Genomic DNA, 18,151 nt, shown 5'->3' on the forward strand with positions numbered 1-18,151 from the left:
GACCATAATTATGCTTAAAACATTTAAATCTGAAATACTTTACCGCGAAGCAATGGCTTTTATGCCAGGTGGTGTTAATTCACCTGTACGTGCTTTTAATGGAGTTGGTGGTACGCCATTATTTATAGAGAAAGCTAATGGTGCTTATATTTATGATGTTGATGAAAAAGCTTATATTGATTATGTCGGATCTTGGGGACCTATGATTTTAGGTCATAATGACCCTGATGTTGCCAATGCAGTTATTAACGCTGTTCGTAATGGTTTGAGTTATGGTGCGCCAACCGAAATCGAAACAAAAATGGCTAACCTAGTTACACAATTAATTCCATCAATAGAAATGTTACGTATGGTGAATTCAGGCACTGAGGCAACTATGAGTGCAATTCGCCTTGCACGAGGCTATACAGGACGTGACAAAATAATCAAATTTGAAGGTTGTTACCATGGACATGCTGACTATTTGCTTGTTAAAGCCGGTTCTGGCGCGCTCACTTTTGGACACCCTACTTCACCGGGTGTGCCTGAGGATTTTGTTAAACATACATTAGTTTGTGATTATAACGATTTAGAATCAGTAAAAAAACAATTTGAGCAATATCCTAATGAAATTGCTGCAATTATTATTGAACCTGTGGCAGGCAATATGAATTGTGTCCCAGCTAAAAAATCGTTCTTACAAGGATTAAGAAGCTTGTGTGATACTTACGGGGCTTTATTAATTATTGATGAGGTGATGACTGGGTTTAGGGTTGCACTTGGCGGAGCTCAAGAATATTATGATTTAGTTCCTGATTTGACTTGCTTAGGTAAGATTATAGGTGGCGGTATGCCTGTAGGTGCTTTTGGCGGGCGTGCTGAAATTATGCAACAATTAGCACCAACTGGACCAATTTATCAAGCAGGAACACTTTCAGGGAATCCTGTTGCTATGGCAGCGGGTTATGCCACGTTGACAAAGTTAATGGATGTTGGTATTTATTCAGAGTTAGAAGAAAAAACTGCCTCACTAGTTAATGGCCTATATGCAGAAGCAAAACGATATAATATTCCGTTTGTGGTTAATCATGCAGGAGGAATGTTTGGATTTTTCTTTACAAATGCTCTAGAAGTGAGCAGTTATAAGGATGTAATGAATTGTGATGTTGAATTATTCAAGAAATTCTATCATCATATGCTCGCCGAAGGGGTTTACTTTGCGCCTTCAGCTTTCGAAGCAGGTTTCATGTCACTTATGCACACAGATAAAGAAATCGATCATACGATTGATGCAGCAAGTCGTTTTTTTAAAAACATAAGTTAATTTGATAAAATATAGTAAATTATACCCATAGCGATTAAAATTTTAACTATTAACATAGGTAATAAATTTATGGTTAATCCTTTAAAAGAAGGTGAAAAAGCACCTCAATTTTCTCTGCCTGATCAGGATGGTGAGCTAATTAGTTCAAAAGATTTCAAAGGTCAGCGTATTTTGCTCTATTTCTATCCGAAAGCGATGACTCCTGGTTGTACAGTACAAGCTTGCAATTTACGAGACAGTGCTGACGATTTTAAGAAATATAATGTAGTTGTTATTGGTATTAGTACGGATAAACCTGAAAAACTATCGCGTTTTGTTGATAAAGAATTGTTGAATTTTACTCTACTTTCAGATGAGGATCATAAAACCTCTGAAGCGTTTGGTGTTTGGGGCGAAAAAGAGTTTATGGGAAAAACTTATGACGGTATCCATCGTATAAGCTTTTTGATTGGTAAAGATGGTAAGATCGAGAAAGTCTTTGATGACTTCAAAACGACCAACCATCACACTGTGGTTTTAGATTATCTTAAGAACCATAGTTAACACTTCTAATTAAAGCAGATTATATTTTCATTAATCTGCTTTTTTTTCACTTTTAATATTATTAATCTCTTCAAGATTTGGCCAAGCATTTATAATCGCTTTAACTAAAGTTGCTAATGGTATAGCAAAAAATACGCCCCAAAATCCCCATAACCCGCCAAAAATGATAACAGCTACAATAATCACTAAAGGATGCAAGTTAAGTTTTTCAGAGAAAAGATAAGGAACCAATAAATTGCCATCAAGAGCCTGAATAAGGATATAAAAGAACATTAAATATCCAAATTGTGCAGTAACCCCCCATTGGAAAAGTGCAATTAGGACAATAGGGATACTTGAAATAATAATACCAATGTAAGGAATAAGCACTGAAACACCAACTAACACTGCTAACAATAATCCATAATCTAAACCAAAATACCAAAATGGAATATAGACACAAGCAGTTAAAATAATGATGTGTAAAACATTACCTACAATGTAATTAGATATTTGTTGATCCATCTCTGTAGCTACTTTGTTTAATATTGTTCGATTTTTTGGTAATATTTTCGAACAATATCCCCATATCTTAGATTTATCTTTCAATAAGAAAAACATAATAATCGGAACTAATACCGCATTTATAGCAACAGAAACTAAGCTAAACAGTGAGCTGATTGAAAACTGGAGCAATGAGTTACCTGTTTGCATAACTTTATTAGTTATACCTTGGAGTATTGAGTCAAATAGACCAACATCGATAAGCTCCGGATAATGTTCAGGCAATGATGTGATGAATTTATTTACAAAATTCAACATATTTGGAATATTTGTTATTAAACTAACACCTTGTTGCCAAATCAATGGTAACAAAATCATAATTCCGGTTAAGCCGACAAACATAAATACAAATAGTACAATAACAACAGCTAATGTGTGAGGAACTCTCTTTTGTTGTAAATACTTAACCGGTCTATCTAGTAGATAAGATAAAACGATAGCAATCAAAATAGGCAGTAAAATTTTATTGAAAAAATAGATGATAAAAAATAAAACAATGATAACAATCATTAACGAAACCACATGAGGATCGCTAAAGCGTTTTTTGTACCATTCAATAAACAATTTTAACATCTATAACTCCTTTTTGTAGTTTATTAATCTAACCTATTTTTTGAAACCACCCAAGATTCCTCGAGTAATTTGTCTTCCAATTTGATTTACCATCTGTCTAGTCGCACTTTTAGCAACACTTTGAACGATACCGTCATGCTGTCCACCTTTTGGGCCGGTTCTACCAAAAATAAGTGAACTTAAAAAGTCCATTATACCACCATGTTCCTCTTTATCAGATGGATTCTGATTGGAATCAGTTTCTATTGAATTTTGACTATTTTCAGTATTTATACTAAAACCCTGTTTAAGTTTTTCGTAGGCTGATTCGCGATCGATGGTTTTTGAATATTTATCATAAAAGCGAGATTTTTGAATAATCGTCAACTGTTTTTCTATATCCATAGGCCCCATTTTTGATTCTGGCGCTATTATCATTCCGCGTTGAACAATATTAGGGCGCCCCTTTTCATCTAGAAATGAAATTAAAGCCTCTCCTACCCCAAGCTCCATAATAGCTTTTTCGGTGTTAAAATTTGGGTTAGCTCGCATGGTTTGAGCTGCCACTTTGACTGCTTTTTGATCTTTAGGTGTAAATGCTCGTAAAGCGTGCTGCACTCGATTCCCCAATTGACCAAGGATAGTTTCTGGAATATCGGTTGGGCTTTGTGTAGCAAAATAAATCCCCACTCCTTTAGAACGAATAAGGCGAACAACTTGTTCGATTTTTTCTAATAATGCGGGAGAAATATCATTAAAAAGTAAATGTGCTTCGTCAAAGAAAAATACAAGTTTTGGTTTATCAAGGTCACCTACTTCTGGTAAATGCTCGAATAGTTCTGATAATAACCAAAGTAAAAATACTGAATATAATTTTGGTGAATTATATAATTTACTGGCAGATAAAATATTAATAACACCACGACCATCAACATTAGTTTGCATTAAATCATGTATATCAAACATCGGCTCACCTAGAAAGAATTCAGCACCTTGCTGTTCTAAAGTAAGCAATCCACGTTGAATAGCACCAATAGTTGATAAACTTATATTGCCATATTGGGTAGTAAATTTTTTAGCGTTATCACCAATAAATTGGATGAATGTTCTTAAATCCTTAAAGTCTAGTAATAATAATCCATTATCATCGGCAATTTTAAAAACTAATTGTAGAACGCCAGATTGAATGTCATTGAGATTTAATAATCGACCTAATAATATAGGACCTATATCGGAAACTGTACTGCGAACGGGAATACCATTTTCACCAAATACATCCCATATTTCTAAAGGAGAAGAATTAGGAAGCCAATCTTTTACACCAATACTTTCTAGCCGTGCTTTTAATTTTTCAGATAATAGGCCATTTTCCCCTAAACCGGTCAAATCACCTTTTACATCAGCAAGAAACACGGGGACACCAATCTGCGAGAATTTTTCTGCCATCTTTTGTAGGGTTACGGTTTTACCTGTACCTGTTGCACCAGTAATTAAACCATGGCGATTAGCCAACGATGCAAGGATGTATAAATCATTACCTTCACTTTTTGCAATAACGATCTTTTCATTCATAGACATCTCCCATTCAAAAATTGCTATTAAAACAATTGAGAATATTGTAAGCTGAATTATTGTTAACTGCTATTACTTTAATTAATCTTATAAGGAGGCTGTATGTTTCCAGAATACCGTGATTTAATCTCTAAACTAAAAAACTCAGATTTACATTTCCAAAAATTATTTGATGAGCACAATGAGCTCGATCAAAAAATTAAAAATATCGAGTCTGGTATTGCAATTGATACTTCGGAAACGATTGAAAGTCTAAAAAAACTGAAGCTAAAATTAAAAGATGAACTTTACGAAATTTTGAAAAAAGCTTCTAAATAACTCATCAAATATAAGCTTATAAAGCTTTATTGTGTTATAAAACCCCAAGCTGTGGGGTTTAATTTTATAGCAATTTTTTGCAAATCATTTATAGAAAGTTATTTATTAACTTTCTCTTGTTCTTTTTTCAGTTTGCGATGTTTGATTAGTGTAATTAAATTTTTGTGTGGGGTTTTCATTTTTTACTCCTCTTATTGTTATTTATAGGCTCCTTAAAAACATTTCTAAAAAGCTCGATTATTTATACAAATATTATTATCAATTATATTTATCAAATGTGTACTCCTCACTACTATAACACACTAGTTCAATATTTATACTTCTTTAGTTAATGATGTAAGCAACATCGTCACTTACATCAATTTTGTTATTTTAGAACCATTGTCCAAAGCGTTTTATATAAATCCTTTTCATTATTTGAGCAACCACACAGTAACTTAATAATGTTGCAACTAACCATGGAAAATAGGACCATGGTAATGGTTGAAGACCAATTAGGCTACCTATTGGTGAAAAAGGAATATAAATACCCACCGCCATAATTAGCATAGTCATTACTATTACTGGGAATGCCGCGGTACTTTGTATAAATGGTATTTTCTGAGTCCTTAGCATATGTACAACTAAAGTTTGTGATAACAATCCTTCGATAAACCAACCTGAGTGAAACAATGATTCAGCTGCAACACTATTAGCACCAAAAACAAACCACATCAATGCATATGTTGTTATGTCAAAAATAGAGGATGTTGGTCCAATCCAGATCATAAAACGTCCAATATTTTGTGCATCCCATTTACGAGGTTTTTGTAAAAACTCTTCATCCATCTTATCCCAAGGTAATGATAATTGTGAGATATCATATAATAAGTTTTGGATAAGCAAATGAATCGCAAGCATTGGTAAAAATGGTAGAAATGCACTAGCCACTAATACAGAGAAGATGTTACCAAAGTTAGAACTTGCGGTCATATTTAGGTATTTCATAATATTACCGAAAGTTTCGCGTCCGCAAATTACACCTTCTTCTAATACAAGTAAGCTTTTTTCAAGCAAAATGATATCAGCTGATTCTTTAGCGATATCAGTAGCGGTGTCCACTGAAATACCAACATCTGCATCTCTCAACGCTGGCGCATCATTAATACCATCACCTAAAAATCCAACAGTATGACCATTACTTTGTAACAATCTAATGATTCGAGATTTTTGTAATGGAGTCAACTTAGCAAAAATAGTGCGTTGCTCAATTTGCTCTTTTAACTCAGCGTCACTCATTTTTTCAATTTCGTTACCAAGTAAAGGTATACCCGGTTCTAAGCCAACTTCTCGGCATACTTTAATCGTGATGATTTCATTGTCACCAGTTAGAACTTTAACGCCAACACCATGTTCATTCAATGCAGAAATAGCTTCATAAGCACTCTCTTTAGGTGGATCTAAGAAAGTCAAAAACCCACGAATGGCTAATGATTTTTCATCTTGGACACTATATTGAGCTTTAGTTTGTGATGCTGAAATATCTTTTACACCTACTGCTAACACTCTAAATCCATCTTTATTATAATTGTGTGCAAGTTCAATCAATGCTTGTTTACGATTTTCGTCTAACGGTAAGTACTCGCCGTTTTCATAAACAAAATCTGAAATAGATAGCATTTCTTCAACTGCGCCTTTACAGATCATTAAATGATTTTCATCATTGCCTTGTACAACAACCGATAAACGACGGCGAACAAAATCAAATGGTAATTCATCAATTTTTTTATAAAGACCTACACCCACTTTTTTAACACTGGTTTTTTCTTCAGCAAAACGGATGATCGCTTTATCCATCAAGTTTTTCATTCCACTTTGATAGTAACTATTGAGCCAGGCCAGTTGTAAAACAGATGGATCAATCTGCCCATTAATGTCTAAGTGATGTTCTAAAATGATTTTATCTTGTGTTAAAGTACCGGTTTTATCAGTACATAAAATGTCCATCGCGCCAAAGTTTTGAATAGCATTCAAACGTTTTACCACAACTTTTCGTTTTGCCATGCCAACAGCACCTTTAGCTAGATTTGCACTAACAATCATCGGTAACATTTCAGGCGTCAAACCAACAGCAACAGCTAATGCAAATAATGTTGCTTCCCCCCAATCGCCTTTGGTAAATCCATTTATTAGTAATACAATCGGAACCATCACTAACATAAAGCGAATTAGTAACCAACTTACGCTATTTACACCGCGATCAAATGAGGTTTCGGCTCTTGAACCCACTATTGATTTTGCTAATGAACCAAAATGTGTATCAGCACCTGTTGCAACAACAATAGCTTTAGCTGTTCCACTCACTACATTGGTGCCCATAAAACAAATATTGTTTACATCAAGTACATTGTCCTTATCAATTTTTGAAGAATCTATCTCTTCTGTCGTTTTTTGCGATACCGCGCCTAAGGTGTCATATTTTTCAACTGGAATTGATTCACCGGTTAACACCGCTTGACTCACAAATAAATCTCGCGATTCGATTAAACGAATATCGGCAGGAATCATGTCCCCAGCTGATAAAAACACAATATCTCCAGGAACGATATCGCTTAAAGGAACTTCAATATGCTCAGTTGGCATATTTTTATTACGACGACGTAGAACTGTGGCTGTAGTTCGGATCATTGACTTTAATGCTTCAGCAGCTTTATTTGAACGAAACTCCTGCCAAAAACGCAATAATCCACTAAGTGTTACCATGGTTAAAATGATAATAATTCCAGTTAGATCTGTCTCTTCACCGTTTTGTAATGGCAACCAGTAATCAGTAAAAAAACTTACCAGTGCTAATATTAATAGTACAAATATAAATGGGTTCTTAAAAGCTAAAAGTAACTGGACAAAAGCTGATGGCACTTTTTCTCGAGCCACTTCATTTTTACCATACTGTTCCAATCGAGATTTTACATTTTCTTGAGTTAACCCCGAAAGACTTGATTGAAATTTAGACAAAATGCTATCTAAGCTATTTTGAGCTTCTTCAAGTGCTTTTATGTTTAAAGTATTATCTGTCTTTACTTGAGATGTTTTTTTAATCATAGTTTGTACCTATCTATTTTTCAGGCAAAAGGAACCCACTCTTAGTTAACGTTAAACTAGGAGTTATTAAGTTCTTATCGACTAAAATTTAAACGTAAAGCAATAACTAACCATTGCAGTTAAGGCTTAACATGAAATAAAAATATTAAAAATAATATTAGTTAAAAGTTAGATACAACTAGGTGGCTCTAAATGCTTATCTGTAAGATATAACACTCGCAAAAGTGCTTTATGAGCACAAAGGTATTTTGAATTTGTGTGATAGCGTGTAGAAAACTGCATATCGTTCACCGTTACCGTTTTTATCAATTTCGGCTTGTGAACTGAAAAAATAACTATTTAGACAGGTTCATTAACCGATAATGATGTGTTTGAATTTATCTCCCCATAGTTTGGGGTGACCCGATTGACTGTCCATATTTCTCCTGTAAATTGAACTCATCACTTTGTATTTCAACTTTTCTTAAACCTCATTTTTAACCATCTCTTATCGTTAAAAAAGTAAGAAAAGCTCAAAGGCGAGCATTTTATACGCTTTTGCATTCAAGAAGTCAACCGATTACTTGTAATAAAGTTGCAATTGATTAAAAACACCACTACTAGGATGATGAAATGTAGAATTAATACCCGTTTTACATAATATCAGTTACAATTAACCAATTGTTAACAACACTGGTTAAATTGGATGGATATTACTCAATTGTTGCAAGATAATTGGTTTAATTTATTTATTATCTTCGCTCTATCAATTATTGGCTTTATTTATAAAAGAAACACACCTAATAATTACTTTGACAATATTATTAGATATACAGATATATTAGAAAAAGTACCTCAACCTAGTTATCAAAAAGATTATTTAAACAATATCAAGAAAAAACTGATTTGGGAAAAAGTTTGTTTTTATAAACCAGGCAATATTAACAAAGAAAGAATTGCTATTTCTGTTGTTAATGCAGATATTCATAATGTTATTGAATTGAGTCAATTAAATCAATTAACTCAATATTTCGGTATTGAAAAAAACCGTATTACATTTCTTAGACCTTTTTTAATTAAAGACGTGATTTTAACTGCTGCTGTTAGTCTATTTACCTTTTTTATGGTTATATATAATCTCCATACTATTTTCAAATCAGAATGGATTATTAATGTCATTATTTCTGTATTGACGATTTTTGTTCTAATAATCATTATTGCGCAATTTGCTCAAGGACCATTAAAAAGATTAAATAGTTACCGCATCCTTTTAAAGGATAAACAATTTTTAACTAGAGCAAATAAAGTATTTGCTAAAATCCTCGATGAAAATAGACCAATTGATACACTCTCTAAAGAAATTGACAAAAAAGAGTCTACGGATTTAGGAGAATAATTATTATTTAGATTTTATTATTAGACAGGACAATAAATAATAAAAAAACTATTTATTGTCCTTTTGGTAATAGAAATTTATGATTGAATTTTCAATCTTGAATTTTTTAACTGTTCAACTAATGTAAGCAAAGACGAATTTAATTGATACATAAATTGTTGATAACTGAATTCTTTTTTACTAATTTCCTCAAGCTGTAACTCCCAATGTGCAGTCATATCTGGCATTGAAACACTTTCCGGTAATGATAAAATCAAATTTTGGCCTACCTTCGTTGAACGAATTGATTTACCTTGACGCGTTAAAAATTGACGTTTAAATAAAAGCTCAATAATACCAGCTCTTGTTGCCTCAGTACCTAATCCATCAGTTTCGCGTAATATTTTTTTTATCTCAGGATCTTTAACAAATCTAGCTATACCTGTCATTGCAGAAAGTAAAGTCGCATCCGTAAATGGTCTTGGAGGTTGAGTTTCTTTACTAAGTAATTCGGTATCAATACATAGGACTGATTCGCCTTTTTTAACTAACTTAGTTAATAAACCATTATTCTCACTATTATCGGTATCGTTCTCTGCTTGATAATTTTTACTTCTAAACAGTACTTTCCAGCCTTCGTCCAACATTTGATTGGCTTTAGAGATAAATTTACCACCATTGATATCAACATCAATCTGTAACTCAGCATATTTATAAGCTGGATAAAATTGTGCTAAGTATTGTGTAGCAATCACTTGATAGACGGCTAACTCATTACTAGATAAACTTTCGGTTCTCACTTTACGCAATGTTGGAATAATAGCGTGGTGAGCCTCAACTTTTTTATCATTCCAAGCTTTGGAACGTAAAGTGAAATCAGCATTATTAATTGCAAATTGTAACGCAGAACAATTGTTTTCAATCGCAGATTTTACACCATTAATTTGTGTTAAGTGCTCTTCCGGCAAAAAACGGCAATCTGAACGAGGATAGGTAATTAATTTATGTTTTTCATATAATGATTGGCAAATATCAAGTACATCCTGTGCACTTAGACCATTTCGTTTTGCCATTTCAATTTGTAAAGCAGATAAATTAAATGGCATAGGTGGTGCAAGTTCTTTCTTTTTATTACTTACTTTATCAATAGTACCTGTCTGATCTTTAATTCGTTGACAAACGTTTTCTGCTAAACCTTTAACTAAAACTCTGCCCTCTTCATCTTGATAAGGTTCACATGCCTCGCTTGGTTGCCATTTGGCCTTGAAGGTTTCGTTATCCTTGGTTTGTAATATGGCATAAACTTCATAAAATGGTTTAGGAACAAATTGCGCTATCTCTAAATCTCGTCTAACCACTAATCCTAAAATCGGTGTTTGTACGCGCCCAATAGAAAGTACACCACGATAACCGCTTCGTTGCCCCACAAGAGTACAAACACGACTCATATTCATCCCATATAACCAATCAGCTCTTGCTCTTGCTAAAGCAGAAGTAGATAATGGGATAAAATCTTGATTACTACGTAATTGCTCTAGTGATTTTTCAACAGCGCTAGCATTCAAATCGCTGATTAAACAACGTTGAATAGTTTTCCGCTTTTCTGGTGGTAACTGGCAATAGTTAAGTACTTCATCAACTAATAATTGCCCTTCTCTATCTGGGTCACCCGCATGTACAATTTGTTCAGCTGATTTAATCAATTCAACTAAGGTGTTAAATTGTTTTTCGGTACTATTTTTGGGTATCAATATCCATTTTGCAGGAACAATGGGTAGATCGTCTAAAACCCATTTTTTATAGCGTTCATCATATATTTCAGGTGTTGCTTGTTCTAATAAGTGCCCAATACACCAGCTAACAATATCACCATTACTGGCTTTGATAAATCCATTTCCCTTTTGGTGGGGTTTAGGCAAAACATCAGCAATAGCTCTAGCTAAGCTCGGTTTTTCGGCAATAAATAGACGATAAGGTTCTTTAGATTGCATAATAATTAGTGTTAATCATAAATTCCAAACGACATAAGCATTATAGGGTTGATTTAAAATATAACCCAACTCAGTAGCAAGCTTTAAAGAGGGCTTGTTGTGAGCATCCCAGTTAGGTGTTATTTGACGATCTAGGCAAGCTAAAATTAACTTTGCCGAACTAATCAATGCAAGTCCTTTTCGCCTTTCCTCAACTATTGTATCGACTTCAATGTCGATACTATTATTATATGCTAAATAAGATGATGCACCAGAAACAATAACATTATCTTTTAAAATAATAAATCCCAATCCTGATTTTTCAAAATCCAAGTATGAATTAAAGTTTTTACACAAGTCTTTAGCCCATTCAAGATTGAGAATTTGCTGATAATACTTTTCATCAATAGCTTTTAATTGATAGTTTTCAGGTAATTTTGAGATAATTAATTGTAGTTTCTGAATATCAAATTCTGTAGGAGTATAAAAACTATAACGTGTAATTTTTTCATAATTGTTGCGATATACATTTTCAATTAAATTTTGCCAAGTTTTATCAATAGGGATAAGAATTGCATAATCATCACTATATACTTTTGGAATATAGTGAAGCATTTGCTGGTTTGGTTGACCTGCTAAAAAAAAGAAGCAACCAAGATTAATTGCTACTGATGTAGGCCGCAATAAATCATCAGCATATGCAAAACCGATATTTCCTTCCCAATAAGCTTGAATAATTGTTTGAGTTGTACTTTGAAATAATGATTCAATATCTTTTTTATTAATAATTTTATCAAAATACATCAATATATTTCCTTTTTCATATTTAAGCTTAATTTTTTACCACCATTTTTTTAGCTTAAGCCATACCACTGAAAGTATACTGATCAGAATTAATAGTAATATTAACCCAATAAATGACCACTCTTTTTCATTGAACGGAATGCCGGCCAAATTAACACCAAGCAAACTAGTGATAAAAGTAATTGGTGTAAAAATGATGGTAAACAAGGACATTAAATAAATACGTTTATTGGTCGATTCGGCCAAAATGCTATTAATTTGTTCCATAACGGAACCAATTCTAATCAAACAACTATCAATTTCAGAGACATAGTGATTTTGTTGGCTAGAAATGTCATGCAATCGCTGGCGATCATTGTCATCAATCCAAGATATTCTTTCAGTCGAAATTTTGACAAATATATCGCGCTGTGGGGAAAGTAAACGACGTAATATAAAAAGTTGTTTACGAACTCTTCCAATTTCCTTGTGAGAAAAAATCCGTTGATTTAATAATAGATCTTCCAATTTGATGATTTTATTGTGAACCCCATCAAAAGATAAATTAACTTGATCACAAATTAATTCAGAAAGTTGAATTAGCCAATCAGCAACATCTACAGGGCCAATACCTTTTTCTAAATTTTCTTTTAATTTGATGATGGCATCAATTTTTTGGTGCCTAGTTGATATTATAAAATTATCAGTTATATAAAATCGGAAAGTGACGATAGGATCAGGTAGCTCATTAGGTGTAAAATTAACACCTTTAAGTACGACTAAAATGCCTGTATCAAAGCGAATTTCTTTAGGAAACTGATTGGGTTTAATCAATTCATTTTTGACAAGATCTGGAATTAAATTTGTTTGGTTAATCCAATTGATTGTTTCGCTTTTAGCAAAATCAAGATGTATCCAATAAGGTTGTGAAATTGAAGCTTCACTTTTATCATTTAAAGGGTTGGCTTTGCCCTTCCCATCCAATTGACAACTAAAGACAGGGTGTGCTGCAAGTAGATCTGAAACCAGAATAGAATTATTACTATTTTCGTTAATCATCATCAGCCCCAATTGTTAAGTTTGCTTAATTATATACTCATTTTGAACGAAAATGGAGCGGATGATATTAGATTTATCCTTTAGGGATTTAAATAGATTTGAGGTATTGATGAATGTTTAGGGTGATTATAAACACCTAATTCAACACCATACCATCGATTGATATTTTCAACAGTTAATACTTCAGATGGTACGCCTTGTTCTACAATTTTTCCTTGGTTAACAAGAATAATTTTATCAGCATACAAAGCAGCTAAATTGAGATCATGTAAGATGCAACATACAGCCAATTTCTGTTTAATAGCTAACTGCTTTAATAATCTTAAAGTATGTTGTTGATGATAAAGATCAAGTGCAGAGGTAGGTTCATCTAAAAATAATAATTTTTCATTAGATTGCGGTTGCCACAATTGAGCTAAGACTCTAGCTAATTGAACTCTTTGCTGTTCTCCTCCGGATAAACCTCTATAATCTCGGTCAGCAAATTGTAAACAATCAGTTTGTACCATCACTTCGTGAATTGATTCATCAAAATGTATTTTGCCATAAGGAGCTCGTCCCATTGCTATTACTTCTTTTACTTTAAAAGGAAAAGTAAGTTGGCTTTGTTGAAGCATAACTGTTCTTATTTTTGCTAATTGTTTTTGTGGCCACTGTGATAATGGTTTATCTAATAGATAACATTCACCAGATAATGGTTTTTGATAACCTGTTAGTAAACGCAATAAAGTGGACTTACCTGCGCCATTAGGACCAATGATAATTACAATTTCGCCTGAATTTATTGATAAAGATACATCATTAATTATCATTCGACGACCATAACCAAATGTTAAATTTTTAGCGGTTAACACAATAAATCTCCATCAGTTATTTATGTCTCAGAATAAGCCAAAGAAAATACGGACCACCAATTAGGCTGGTTAAAAGACCGACAGGAATTTCAGTTGGAGCAACTAATGTTCTAGCTAAAGTATCAGCTAATAAAAGTAAACAAGCACCACCTAATGCAGAGCCAGGTATTAGCCATTTATGGTTTGCACCGACTTGTAAACGAATCATGTGAGGTACAACTAATCCAACAAAAGCAATAATGCCACTCACTGCAACAGAAGTACCAATCAGTACAGCACTAAGTAATAATAGATAGCGTTTAGTGCGTTCAACATTGATACCTAAATAATGAGCATCTTCATCCCCCAGCTGTAATATGTTGAGATGATGAGCAAGTTTAATAACACATAATAACGTAGGTAAAATTAATGAAATGGATACAATGACCAAGTCCCAAGAGCCTTTTCCTAAATGTCCCATTGACCATAACGAAAGTTGACGTAATTGTGATTCATCACTAATGTAACTGAGTCCTCCCAATATTGAGCCAATGATGGCATTAATTGCGACCCCTAACAAAATCATTTTAGCTAAATTACATTGTTCATTAAGACTATAGAGGTATATAAGAATACAGATAGATAAACTACCAGCAAATGCAGCAATCATTTTTCCATAAAGCATCATAATCGGAGGAAAAACGGCAGGAAATAATATCGTTATACCTACCATTAGGCTTGCACCACTACTAATACCTAATAAACCAGGATCAGCTAAAGGGTTTCTGAATAATCCTTGCATAACAGCGCCAGCACTAGCTAATGCCATACCAACTACTACTGCGAGTATAATTCTAGGTAATCGAATATTGAACCAAATATTCCATAAAGGATCATTGAATGACATACTCATTAATTGATTAAAAGAAAGTTTTAATGCGCCTGAGTTTGCCGAATAGACAATTAAAATTAATAGTAAAGCAAATAATCCCAATAACAATAATTGTTGACTAGATTTTCGCACCGATTAACCTCATATTTTTAATACTAATAACTCACCGCTAAGCTTGGGTCAACAACACTATATGCTCGGTTATCAAATTGTTGATTAGCAATTTTATCAATGATTATTCTGGCTAATTCTTTGCGATATACAAAACCATGAACTTCCTTAGCGAAATAACATTCACCGCGATTGGTTGTTTCTCCATCTCGTAAACCACCTGGTCTTAAGATCACATAATTTAATGAGCTGGTTTGTAACCAAATTTCAGCTAGTGATTTTTCTCGAACCGCATTACCAAATGCTTGCTTAGCTCGTAAGGATAATGTTGACCATGAATCACCACAACCAAGCGAGGTCACTAATATCATTTGTTTAATTCCAACCTGTTCTGCGCAATCAATGATAATGCGCTGAGCAATGTAATTACCCGTTTCTCCACCTAAAGTTGAAATTACTGTCGCGTCACTACCGTTTTGTTGACATATCTGTTTCACTAATTCAACGTCAGTTGCATCGCCAACATGAGTTTCAATACCTTGTTCAGATAATTGTTTTGCAAAATCGGCATCACGAACTAATACAATACAACGCCACTCAGGGTGGCATTGTTTGATTAATTGAGATACTTGATAACCAGTTCCTAGCTTTGAACTTACACCAAAAATAATTACTGTTTTCATTTTATTGTTTCTTAAAATTAATTGATTTTTTTTGCTAAAGCTCTAAATTTTTCAAGTTGTTCTGCTTTTAATTGATGTTTTTCATCACGCCCAACAAAAATTTTAAACATTGATTGACCTAAATGATTAAGGAATATAATAGAAGCAGTCGACATTTTCATAAATTTTCTTTCAATAAATGCAATATATTGGCAATGTTCTGCTTTTATGTGACCACTTAACCCTTTTTGATGGCGTAAGTTAAAGTATTTTTGGCTATGAGTTCCAGGAGGCAATTCACCTGAAATTTCAGCAATAATGTCACCAGTATGAACTAAAAACAATACGTCACCCCAAGTTGTTACTTCTTCCCAAATTGTATCAAAGTTACTTCCATCTACGATTTTTGCATCAGGTATTGCTTGGATCACTTGCGTCATAGTGACTTTATGATCTTGGGCAATTTTCTCTAGTAATTCTTCAGGGTTAGATTGCATATAAGTTGCAAGATTACTTAAAAGGGTTTGTTTATCTGCCATAGTAATTTCCTTTAATTTTTTGTTTTTACTTGGATGTTTTGCATATGTGGGTGAGATTTAGGCATACCATTACCTTGTTGCATGGCTTGTCTAGCTTGTGCCATCTTCTTTTGTAATTCAATATGCTCAGGATTATTAAGCTGTAGTAAAAGCTGTTGCAAAGCTTGTACAATATTACTTGACCAAAAACGTCCCGATAAAGTCAATCGTAAACAACGATCTTCATTTTGTAGTAATCCTACTTCATGCCATTGCTTGATTAATGGATCAAATAATTCAGCTTGATTGGTAAGTTGCGTTAGATCAACACGCCCTTTTTCTATACCTGCTTGTAATTTATGCAGCCAGTCACCGAGTAATGGTTTACCGGTTAACATCATTAGGGGCTTTTTACCTTGATCTAATAAGGCATAATATTGATTTAAATCACGATGGATCATATATGATTGCCCGTCTAGCTTTCCACCAGCACAAGAACCAAATCCAAAAAAGTGTGAGCCTTGTTTGATTAAAAAATTGTATAAATTCCGTTCACGACTCGTTTTAGCCCAATGAGCATTGGTTAAATGAGTCCATCCCTGTCTATCTAAATATTTAGCTCCTTGATGATAAAAATCGCACTTATCAGTTACTGTTGGAATCTCTATTCTTTTATTTTCAACACCTTTAGCTAATGGAGTTGTTGGTAAAAGATTTAAGGAGTAAAGATCAACCCCGTCGAGAGGCAATTGATCGGCGATTTCTAAATCTCTTTGCCAAGTAACTGGAGTTTGATTAGGTAGTCCAAACATAAGGTCACAAACTAAAGCAACACTATCTCGTGCAGCAATACGTTCAAAACTTTTAATAATTTCCTTTTCAGAAGACTGGCGTCCTAATCGCTGTCTAATTTCGGTATTAAAGGTTTGAATACCTATCGAAAAACGGTTTGCCCCAGCCTCAATGTAACTATCAATTTTATCCTCATCAAAATCAGAAATTCGCCCTTCTACAGTAATTTCGCAGTCAGGTGCTAGAGGAGCATGTTTTTTTAGATAATTTATTACACGAGCTAATTGTCCTGCAGCTAAAGCTGAAGGTGTTCCACCGCCAAAATAAATAGCATGAATTGGCGCAGACTGCATCGCTTTATTGTTAATTTCTAGGGATATTTCTTGTAATAAGTAATCAATATAAGTTTTGGTATCAAACTTACGCAATGGATTTTGATAAAATCCGCAAAATTGACAATGAATATCACAAAAAGGAATATGTATATAAATTAGACGTTTTCGTCCAGATAGATCTGAATTTTGAACAATACTCCATTGTTGTTCCAATTCTTGAGGTGATACGGGTAAACTTGCTTGTAAAGGCATTACTGCCCAACGATCTTTAAAAGGTAAAACTGAGTTTGAAGCGTAAAACGCACTTACATCAAATGATTTCATAACATCCATTCATAAAAATAATCTCGGTGAATTAAATAATAATTATTATCATTTATCAATATTTTTTTAATTATTTTCTTATTTATCTATTTAAATCTGATTATTTTTTAAAATTTATGCTCAGTTTTCAAACTAAACGCTAGTATTTTCATAAAAAATTAGCAAATAAAAACCTTTTTTTTAATAATGCTGATCGATTTATTGTATTGATTAGTAACTCGTGGAACCTTTATACAAATTGTATTTACATATTTTGCTAAAGATGAAATTACTATGGATAACATTATTGTTTCCCAAATAAACGCTTATCTTGTATTGATATTTCGGTAATTTTAAGTCAATTTTATTTCTTAATTCCTTATAATATTTAGCATAATCGATAATTTTCTTAAGTTATTTAATCAATCAAAACTTGATGATTAAGTGCAAAATGTGAAGCTGGTAAAATAGAATTACTCTATGAAAATATGAGTAAAATTATATTTAAGTTAAATAAACTGAAACAGAAATAAAAAGTACCAAAATTTCCCTACAAGATATCATTCTAATTTTCATATCCCCCAAAATATCAATATATTATTTTTGTAATAATTTGTTATAACATTA

Annotated in this window: 14 protein-coding genes and 1 pseudogene; 4 read left to right on the plus strand and 11 right to left on the minus strand. The window is 33.1% G+C overall.

Features of this window, described 5'->3' with window-relative positions; translation table 11 throughout:
• Positions 1-10 precede the first annotated feature (10 nt).
• Both hemL and bcp read left to right on the plus strand, forming a co-directional pair.
• Positions 11-1,303, plus strand: coding sequence for a glutamate-1-semialdehyde 2,1-aminomutase (hemL, locus tag J3U24_RS00815; RefSeq protein WP_267330279.1), 1,293 nt, complete (start codon positions 11-13; stop codon positions 1,301-1,303).
• 69 nt (positions 1,304-1,372) lie between these two features.
• A complete protein-coding gene (bcp, locus tag J3U24_RS00820; RefSeq protein ID WP_065562491.1) occupies positions 1,373-1,846 on the plus strand; it encodes a thioredoxin-dependent thiol peroxidase in 474 nt (157 codons plus the stop codon).
• 30 nt (positions 1,847-1,876) lie between these two features.
• On the opposite strand, the gene J3U24_RS00825 is transcribed toward bcp, so the two are convergent.
• A complete protein-coding gene (locus J3U24_RS00825; protein ID WP_065562490.1) occupies positions 1,877-2,962 on the minus strand; it encodes an AI-2E family transporter in 1,086 nt (361 codons plus the stop codon).
• Between the two features lie 33 nt (positions 2,963-2,995).
• Entirely contained in the window at positions 2,996-4,513 is a 1,518-nt protein-coding gene (locus J3U24_RS00830) for a helicase HerA-like C-terminal domain-containing protein (RefSeq protein WP_267336914.1), read from the minus strand.
• Positions 4,514-4,615: 102 nt separating this feature from the next.
• On the opposite strand from J3U24_RS00830, the gene J3U24_RS00835 reads away from it, so the two are divergent.
• Positions 4,616-4,831, plus strand: coding sequence for a YdcH family protein (locus tag J3U24_RS00835; RefSeq protein WP_065562488.1), 216 nt, complete (start codon positions 4,616-4,618; stop codon positions 4,829-4,831).
• A gap of 372 nt (positions 4,832-5,203) precedes the next feature.
• On the opposite strand, the gene mgtA is transcribed toward J3U24_RS00835, so the two are convergent.
• The gene (gene mgtA / locus J3U24_RS00840) at positions 5,204-7,912 is read right to left on the minus strand and encodes a magnesium-translocating P-type ATPase (RefSeq protein ID WP_267336915.1); all 2,709 of its coding nucleotides are present in this window, start codon (positions 7,910-7,912) and stop codon (positions 5,204-5,206) included.
• Between the two features lie 685 nt (positions 7,913-8,597).
• Here mgtA and J3U24_RS00845 point away from each other — a divergent pair.
• A complete protein-coding gene (locus J3U24_RS00845) occupies positions 8,598-9,287 on the plus strand; it encodes a hypothetical protein (RefSeq protein ID WP_267336916.1) in 690 nt (229 codons plus the stop codon).
• A gap of 77 nt (positions 9,288-9,364) precedes the next feature.
• On the opposite strand, the gene J3U24_RS00850 is transcribed toward J3U24_RS00845, so the two are convergent.
• The 8 genes and pseudogenes from J3U24_RS00850 to hutW form a co-directional block, all read right to left on the minus strand.
• Positions 9,365-11,257 (minus strand): DNA topoisomerase III, encoded by a 1,893-nt coding sequence (locus J3U24_RS00850; RefSeq protein WP_267336917.1) that lies wholly within the window; start codon positions 11,255-11,257, stop codon positions 9,365-9,367.
• A 15-nt stretch (positions 11,258-11,272) separates the two neighbouring features.
• Entirely contained in the window at positions 11,273-12,040 is a 768-nt protein-coding gene (locus J3U24_RS00855; protein ID WP_065562484.1) for a GNAT family N-acetyltransferase, read from the minus strand.
• A gap of 36 nt (positions 12,041-12,076) precedes the next feature.
• Positions 12,077-13,078, minus strand: a complete 1,002-nt coding sequence (gene zntB, locus J3U24_RS00860) for a zinc transporter ZntB (RefSeq protein WP_065562483.1) — start codon at positions 13,076-13,078, stop codon at positions 12,077-12,079.
• Positions 13,079-13,158: 80 nt separating this feature from the next.
• Complete coding sequence (locus J3U24_RS00865; RefSeq protein ID WP_218058400.1) at positions 13,159-13,932, minus strand: heme ABC transporter ATP-binding protein; 774 nt, start codon at positions 13,930-13,932, stop codon at positions 13,159-13,161.
• A gap of 16 nt (positions 13,933-13,948) precedes the next feature.
• Positions 13,949-14,935: a FecCD family ABC transporter permease gene (locus tag J3U24_RS00870; RefSeq protein WP_267336918.1), complete on the minus strand. Its 987-nt coding sequence runs from the start codon at positions 14,933-14,935 to the stop codon at positions 13,949-13,951.
• Between the two features lie 23 nt (positions 14,936-14,958).
• On the minus strand, positions 14,959-15,597 hold the full coding sequence (locus J3U24_RS00875; RefSeq protein ID WP_065734206.1) for an NAD(P)H-binding protein: 639 nt from the start codon (positions 15,595-15,597) through the stop codon (positions 14,959-14,961).
• A gap of 17 nt (positions 15,598-15,614) precedes the next feature.
• On the minus strand, positions 15,615-16,115 hold the full coding sequence (gene hutX / locus J3U24_RS00880) for a heme utilization cystosolic carrier protein HutX (RefSeq protein ID WP_267336919.1): 501 nt from the start codon (positions 16,113-16,115) through the stop codon (positions 15,615-15,617).
• 125 nt (positions 16,116-16,240) lie between these two features.
• A pseudogene (gene hutW / locus J3U24_RS00885) lies at positions 16,241-17,554 on the minus strand (heme anaerobic degradation radical SAM methyltransferase ChuW/HutW); the annotation flags it as partial.
• Positions 17,555-18,151 lie beyond the last annotated feature (597 nt).

This window comes from Gilliamella sp. B2785, assembly GCF_026537005.1.
In the GTDB taxonomy this organism is placed as follows: Bacteria; Pseudomonadota; Gammaproteobacteria; order Enterobacterales; family Orbaceae; genus Gilliamella; species Gilliamella apicola_E.

Excerpts from the sequence above, each read along its gene's own strand:
- bcp (WP_065562491.1), top strand. The coding sequence starts at position 1,373 with ATGGTTAATCCTTTAAAAGAAGGTGAAAAAGCACCTCAATTTTCTCTG.
- J3U24_RS00855 (WP_065562484.1), bottom strand. The coding sequence starts at position 12,040 with ATGTATTTTGATAAAATTATTAATAAAAAAGATATTGAATCATTATTT.
- J3U24_RS00835 (WP_065562488.1), top strand. The coding sequence starts at position 4,616 with ATGTTTCCAGAATACCGTGATTTAATCTCTAAACTAAAAAACTCAGAT.
- J3U24_RS00845 (WP_267336916.1), top strand. The coding sequence starts at position 8,598 with ATGGATATTACTCAATTGTTGCAAGATAATTGGTTTAATTTATTTATT.
- J3U24_RS00825 (WP_065562490.1), bottom strand. The coding sequence starts at position 2,962 with ATGTTAAAATTGTTTATTGAATGGTACAAAAAACGCTTTAGCGATCCT.
- J3U24_RS00850 (WP_267336917.1), bottom strand. The coding sequence starts at position 11,257 with ATGCAATCTAAAGAACCTTATCGTCTATTTATTGCCGAAAAACCGAGC.
- J3U24_RS00830 (WP_267336914.1), bottom strand. The coding sequence starts at position 4,513 with ATGAATGAAAAGATCGTTATTGCAAAAAGTGAAGGTAATGATTTATAC.
- J3U24_RS00875 (WP_065734206.1), bottom strand. The coding sequence starts at position 15,597 with ATGAAAACAGTAATTATTTTTGGTGTAAGTTCAAAGCTAGGAACTGGT.
- zntB (WP_065562483.1), bottom strand. The coding sequence starts at position 13,078 with ATGATTAACGAAAATAGTAATAATTCTATTCTGGTTTCAGATCTACTT.
- hemL (WP_267330279.1), top strand. The coding sequence starts at position 11 with ATGCTTAAAACATTTAAATCTGAAATACTTTACCGCGAAGCAATGGCT.
- mgtA (WP_267336915.1), bottom strand. The coding sequence starts at position 7,912 with ATGATTAAAAAAACATCTCAAGTAAAGACAGATAATACTTTAAACATA.
- hutX (WP_267336919.1), bottom strand. The coding sequence starts at position 16,115 with ATGGCAGATAAACAAACCCTTTTAAGTAATCTTGCAACTTATATGCAA.